Genomic DNA, 7,257 nt, shown 5'->3' on the forward strand with positions numbered 1-7,257 from the left:
AGCATGCACAGAATGGAGGAAAATATGAAGAACAAGATCAAAATTACCTTATCAGCCTGTTTAGGGTGTGTGGTATTGATGTTAGGAGCATTAAATGTATCTGCAGCAGGAGCATTGTCGATCGCAGTATCTTCTGGTACTGTCAAGGCCGGAGATACCGTAACAGTGACCATTTATGCAAAAGATGCGAACAATACAGATGTTACAGCAGATATGAATATAACGTATGACACATCAAAGTTAGAATATGTCAGCAGTTCAGCATCAAGCGCCACTGGCGGCGGTGGAACCGTCAAAGCAAGTGGTTCTACGATAAATATCAAGTTTAAAGCAGTCGGATCAGGCGATGCCTATGTAAAAGCAGAAGGTGCAGCAGTTACAGCTGCAGGTACACATATCAACGTATCTGGAAGTGCTGCATCAACAGATACTTCTTCTGGTACGGCGGCATCAACAACTACTGCAAATAAAACAGACACAACGGCAAATGCAGCAAAATCAGGAGATAATTCCTTATCTTCCTTAAAAATTTCACAGGGAACACTTTCACCGGAGTTTAAAGGAAGTGTGACGGCATATACAGCTGCTGTAGGAAGTGATGTCAATGAGATCACAGTGACACCGGTTACTTCGAACAGCAAGGCAACGGTAGAATCCATTACAGGAAATACGAATCTTACAGAAGGTAAGAATACGATAAAAGTGTTAGTAAAAGCAGAGAATGGTACAGAAGCAACTTATACGATCACAGTGACAAAGAGTGCATCTAGTCAGAGCACGACGACAGATACTGCCACGTCACAGACACAGACGACGACAAAAGATACAGAGAGTACCACGACAGATACAACTGCATCAGGAGAAGCGATCACGATCGATGGTGCCAATTACAAGATATCAGATGACTTTGCAGACAGCGATATCCCGGAGGGATTTTCCAGAGCAGATGTAGAGTACAAGGGAATACAGCACAAAGGTCTGATCTTTGATCAGGGACATTTAGGTATGTATTATCTGGTAAATGATGCCGGAGAGGGAAAATTTTTTGTGTATGATGCAGACAGAGATGGATTTTATCCATATATCCGTCTGACATTTGGTGAGCATTTTATCATTTTAATGAGTGTTCCAAACGGAGCAGTTCCACCGGAAAGTTATGAACAGACAACTTTGGCATTGAGTGAAGGTGTGACAGTTGCAGCATATCAGTATGCAGGTGGAGAAGCAGCAGAAATCGTAAAGACAGAAACAGCAGATGGACAGGAAAGTGTTTCAACGGGACAGTCTGATTTTTATGTTTTCTATGCGATGGACGATACCGGAGTTGCAGGATGGTATCAGTATGATACGACACAGGGCACCTATCAGAGATTGAACGAAGAAGCGGCAGCGGACAAAGATGAGAGTGGTCAGAATTACGACACACTGTTAGAAGATTATAACAGTTTAAGTGACCGTTATAAGTCTATGAAGACAAAGGACAGAAGAATCATTGTTGTTACTATTTTTGTAATGGTAGTTTTAGTGATCATTGTGATCAATCTTCTCTTAAAGATCAGGGAATTAGGAAGTGATGATTATGAGGATGAAGAAGATATCACTCCGGTCAGACGCAAAGATCACAAGAAAAAAGAACGTTACAGCAGAGAAGTAAGGGAAGAAAGACCAGTCAGAAAAGCAAGAGCTGGAAAAACTTCCAGACCGGTAAGATCATCAAGAGCAGAAAGAGAGGAAAAACCGGTAAGACCAGAAAGACCAGAGAAACCGGTGAATCGCACGACAAGGGATCGACTGGATGATTTTTATGACGATGATGATGAAGAATTCATGGATGCATTTGAAGATGAACCAAGCGTTTTAGGCAGAGGAAGACGAAAAGAAAGACCGGCAGGAACTTACAGGGAAGAAACTCCTAAGAAAGAGCCGGTAAAACAGAATGTCCATAGAGATGATGAGGATGATGATATAGAATTGATAGATTTAAATGATCTATAATTATGAATTTTAATGGAAACAGGTGGAAAATATGCAGAGATCATTTACAAGCAAAGCGCAGAAAGCTTTAAAACTTGCAGAAAAAGCATCTAAGACGATGCAGCATAATTATATTGGAACGGAACATCTGCTGTTAGGACTGCTGCGGGAAGGCACAGGCGTGGCAGCGAGAGTTCTGATGGATAATAAAGTGGATGCAGACCAGTTATTAGATCTGATCGAGAATCTGATCGCACCATCAGGACAGACGTTAGTTGCAGATACAGACGGCTGGACACCAAGAGCACAGCAGATTATAGAAAATGCAGGCAGGGAAGCAGAGCGTTTTTCAAGCAGGGAGATCGGAACAGAACATCTTTTGATCGCAATGATCAAAGAAACAGAATGTGCAGCTTCACGGCTGTTAAATACATTGAGTATCAACTCGCAGAAGATTTATGTAGATACTCTGGTAGCAATGGGAGAAGATTCTAACCGCTACAAAGAAGATTTTTCAAATGGCAAGCCAAGCAGGAAAAAAAGTGCAGGAAGTACGCCGATGTTAGACCAGTATTCCAGGGATCTGACAAAGTTAGCAGCAGAAAAGCAGTTAGATCCTGTCATTGAACGGAATGATGAGATACAGCGGGTGATCCAGATATTGAGCAGGCGTGGAAAGAATAATCCATGTCTGATCGGGGAACCCGGAGTTGGAAAAACTGCGATCGTGGAGGGATTGGCACAGCGTATCGTTATGGGGTTGGTTCCGGATACAGTCGCAGATAAACGTGTTGTAACTTTAGATTTATCCGGTATGGTAGCAGGTTCTAAGTATCGTGGTGAGTTTGAGGAACGGATCAAAAAAGTGATCTGGGAAGTTACACAGGCAGGCAATATCCTGTTGTTTATTGACGAGATCCATACAATCATTGGTGCAGGCGGGGCAGAAGGTGCCATTGATGCATCTAATATATTAAAGCCGGCTTTAGCAAGAGGCGAAGTACAGCTGATCGGTGCAACGACGATTGAAGAATACCGTAAATATATAGAAAAAGATGCGGCATTAGAACGCCGTTTCCAGCCGGTGCAGATAGAAGAACCGACAAGAGAACAGGCAATCGAGATCTTAATGGGACTTCGCAGCCGTTATGAAGAACATCATCATGTAGTGATCACAGATGAGGGCATTGCGGCAGCAGTAGATTATTCTATCCGTTATATCAATGACAGATTTCTGCCGGATAAAGCGATCGACCTGATGGATGAAGCAGCATCGAAAGTCCGGTTAGCAGGTTATGCAGCACCGAAAAATCTGACTGAATCGGAACAGAAACTTGCCGAATATGACGCAAAGATCGAGCAGGCACTCATTGATGATGATATCGAAGAAGCATCCCGCATCAGTGCAAAGAAACAGGAAGCAGAAGAAAAGTATCAGAAATTACTGAAAAAATATCAGAAAAATGCAAATAAAAAGACACTGACCGTTGGTGCGGAAGAAATGGCAGATGTGGTTTCAAGCTGGACGAAGATACCGGTACAGAAGTTAGAAGAGGGAGAAGCTGCAAAGCTCCGCCGTTTAGAAAAATCCCTGCATAAACGTGTCGTTGGACAGGAAGAAGCTGTCAGTGCGGTTGCAAAGGCAGTCAGGAGAGGCAGAGTCGGTTTAAAAGATCCAAACCGTCCGATCGGTTCGTTCCTGTTTTTAGGACCTACCGGAGTCGGAAAGACAGAGATCACGAAAGCACTTGCGGAAGTAATGTTTGGTAATGAGCAGGCGATGATCCGTGTAGATATGTCAGAATATATGGAGAAACATAGCGTATCAAGCATGATCGGTTCACCACCGGGATATGTAGGCTATGAAGAAGGCGGACAGCTTAGCGAAAAAGTCCGCAGGAATCCATATTCCGTTATCTTGTTTGATGAAATCGAAAAAGCCCATCCAGACGTATTTAATATTCTCCTTCAGGTACTAGATGACGGACATATTACAGATGCACATGGCAGAAAAGTAGATTTTAAGAATACGATCATCATTATGACTTCTAATGCAGGAGCACAGGCAATCATATCGCCGAAAAAATTAGGATTTGGAGCAGGAGAAGACGAACAGCAGAATTATGAACGCATGAAAGAAGGCGTTATGGAAGAAGTGAAGCGTATTTTCAAGCCAGAATTTCTCAACCGTATTGATGAAACGATCGTATTCAGGACTCTGAATAAAGACGATATGAAGAAGATCGTTACAATTTTGACAAAGACATTAGTAGAGCGGTGCAAGACGCAGATGGATATTACACTTTCTATCAAAGATTCTGTCAAAGCATATATTGTTGAGTCTGCTTATGATCCAAAGTATGGAGCCAGACCTTTAAAGAGAAAGATACAAAATCTCATAGAAGATGCATTAGCAGAAGAAATCTTAGATGGAAAGATTAAAAAAGGTGATACCGTAGACGTTACAGTACGGGGAGAAAAAATCAATTTTACAGTAAAATAAAATCTGTAAAAAACCATGAAAACAACTGGAAAAAAACAGGCAGATACTATATAATAAGACTATAAAAAGATAGATGCACAAAGTGTATTCACAGGAGGATGAAAATGTCTGTAATTAGCGAATTGATTCGTAGCGAATCAGATGGAACGATTAGTTTTGGAGATTACAGTTTAGATACGAAAGCTAAGCTGGACAATTTTAAACACGCAGGGGATTTGTATAAAGTAAAGACATATCAGGAGATCACAAAGTTAGAGAGAAATGGTATGTTCGTATATGAATCTGTACCGGGAACAGCAGTAATGAAATTTAAAGCAACTGATGAAGAAGTATCTTTTCAGGTAGAAGGACCGGAAGATACACAGATCACATTAGAATTAGAAGCTGGAACAGAATACGATATTATGATCGATGGAACAGATGCAGGTACGATGAAGACGAACTTAGGTGGAAAGTTAAGCATCAGCGTGGAAATGGATGGAAACAATGCGGTAGCTGTTACCGTTACTAAGAAATAAGCAGAGCAATATAGCAGAGTAAACAGGAGGGAATGTGCCTTGGCACATTCTTTCTTTTATGCGGCGCTTTATTATGATCGATAGAAAGGGTTACAAAGGAATTGTATGGCAAAAGAAAAAGTGATTTATTATTGTCAGTCCTGTGGGGCAGAATCGAGCAAATGGATGGGACAGTGTCCGGCATGTAAGGAATGGAATACACTGGTAGAAGAAGTGGTTTCTTCCAAAAAAGGAGCAAGATCAGTCAACCGACAGGAGATCAAGGCAAAAGTTACAAAATTAAAAGATATTGAAACAACAAAAGAGGAGCGGATCAGAACAAAGATCGGAGAACTTGACCGTGTATTAGGCGGTGGGATCGTGTCAGGATCAATGGTATTAGTAGGCGGTGATCCGGGAATTGGAAAATCCACACTTTTACTTCAGGTCTGTAAGCATCTTGCAGATGATGGAAGAAAAATTTTATATGTATCAGGAGAAGAATCTTTACAGCAGATCAAGATCCGTGCAGAAAGGATCGGAAAGTTTACAGATTCACTATCTTTACTATGTGAAACGAATCTTGATATTATCGGGGAAATAGTCAAAAGGGAAATGCCTGAAATTGTCGTCATTGATTCCATACAGACCATGTATAATGAAAATGTGGCATCTGCACCAGGCAGTGTATCACAGGTACGTGAATCGACCGGAACACTGATGCAGATGGCGAAAGGTCTGGGAATCGCATTTTTCATTATCGGACATGTTACCAAAGAGGGTGTCGTAGCAGGACCCCGTGTATTAGAGCATATGGTAGATACAGTACTTTATTTTGAAGGTGACAGACATGCAGCATACCGGATCTTACGTGGTGTTAAAAACCGTTTTGGTTCTACAAATGAGATCGGTGTATTTGAAATGCGTTCTGCCGGCTTAAAAGAGGTGGAAAACCCATCAGAATTTATGTTAGGAGGCAAGCCGGAGGGGGCAAGCGGTTCCGTTGTTGCCTGTTCAATGGAAGGAACAAGACCAATCTTATTAGAAGTACAGGCGCTCGTCTGCCACAGTAATTTTGGAATACCAAGAAGAACAGCGGCCGGAACAGATTTTAACCGTGTGAACCTTCTGATGGCAGTATTAGAAAAAAGAGTAGGCTTACAGATGGGAGCCTGCGATGCATATGTAAATATTGCCGGTGGTATTAAGATGAATGAGCCTGCGATCGACCTGGGGATCGTACTTGCACTGGTATCAAGTTATAAGAACCGTCCAATCGATGAAAAGACGATCTGTTTTGGCGAAGTAGGGCTCAGTGGCGAAGTGCGTGCAGTCAATATGGCAGAACAAAGAGTGTTAGAGGCGAAGAAACTGGGATTCTCTACCTGTATACTTCCGGAAGTTTCCAAAGCCGCAATGAAAGAAATAGAAGGAATCCGGCTGATCGGCGTTAAGAACGTAAAAGATGCGATCACATATGTCACGTAACAGATGGATTTATAGAAAGTTTATTAGCAGGTATCCATGCAGTAGCCAACGGTATAGAGATCACAAAAGTCTTTTATAAATTACACAGTCGTCTTTTGTAATTACGCATTGTGAACCATGCGGTTATATGTACGAAAGTGATGTTGTTGAAGACATTGGAAAATGTTTTTCACTGGCTGAACGGAGAGTATTTCAAACTCATGTTTCAAAAGCTTGGCGATTTAAGAGGAGGAATGCCGCTTCATGCGGAGTATTGTGACAGGATCATGTAGCAACTGCGTAAAGTAAATCGATATTTGGAGTACAAATGTAAAAAACATGAAAAAAATAGTTGACATTCCTGCGTAATGATGATATTATAGTCAAGCTGATGGCAGGGAACAATGAAAAAGCATTGAAAACAATGTCGGATGCAAAAAATAAAATAAAAAAGTCGTTGACAAAGCGAGACAAACGTGCTATTCTATTATAGCTGTCGCAAGAAACGACAACAAACGAACATTGATAACTAAACAGTGAAATAACCTTGAAAGATTTTGAGAATCATTAAGAAAAACAGGGTGACAGACTGAACTGTGACAGACTTGTCTGGAACAGGTCGGGATGACAACCGTATTTGGCGCAAGCCAAACAGCGAGAAGAGGCGAAGCGGATTCGAGCTGGTTTTTCGAAAAACAAGAACAGCAACGCAAGTTGCAACCTTAAAACAGTAAACATCACAGAAGTGATGAACGGAACAAGGAAAGCCAAGTTTTTCCTTGAACCAAAGATCAGACATGAACATGAGAGTTTGAT

4 protein-coding genes are annotated in these 7,257 nt (G+C 41.5%); all 4 read left to right on the plus strand.

Features of this window, described 5'->3' with window-relative positions; all coding sequences use genetic code 11:
• The first annotated feature begins 24 nt into the window (after positions 1–24).
• Complete coding sequence (locus H8S17_RS11990; RefSeq protein WP_186867492.1) at positions 25–1,995, plus strand: cadherin-like beta sandwich domain-containing protein; 1,971 nt, start codon at positions 25–27, stop codon at positions 1,993–1,995.
• 31 nt (positions 1,996–2,026) lie between these two features.
• The gene (locus H8S17_RS11995) at positions 2,027–4,477 is read left to right on the plus strand and encodes an ATP-dependent Clp protease ATP-binding subunit (RefSeq protein ID WP_186867493.1); all 2,451 of its coding nucleotides are present in this window, start codon (positions 2,027–2,029) and stop codon (positions 4,475–4,477) included.
• Between the two features lie 104 nt (positions 4,478–4,581).
• The gene (locus tag H8S17_RS12000; protein WP_178052385.1) at positions 4,582–4,995 is read left to right on the plus strand and encodes an endosialidase; all 414 of its coding nucleotides are present in this window, start codon (positions 4,582–4,584) and stop codon (positions 4,993–4,995) included.
• 105 nt (positions 4,996–5,100) lie between these two features.
• On the plus strand, positions 5,101–6,462 hold the full coding sequence (gene radA / locus H8S17_RS12005) for a DNA repair protein RadA (RefSeq protein WP_186867494.1): 1,362 nt from the start codon (positions 5,101–5,103) through the stop codon (positions 6,460–6,462).
• The last annotated feature ends 795 nt before the right edge of the window (positions 6,463–7,257 follow it).

Origin of the sequence: Roseburia zhanii (assembly GCF_014287635.1) — a bacterium.
GTDB lineage: Bacteria > Bacillota > Clostridia > Lachnospirales > Lachnospiraceae > Roseburia_B > Roseburia_B zhanii.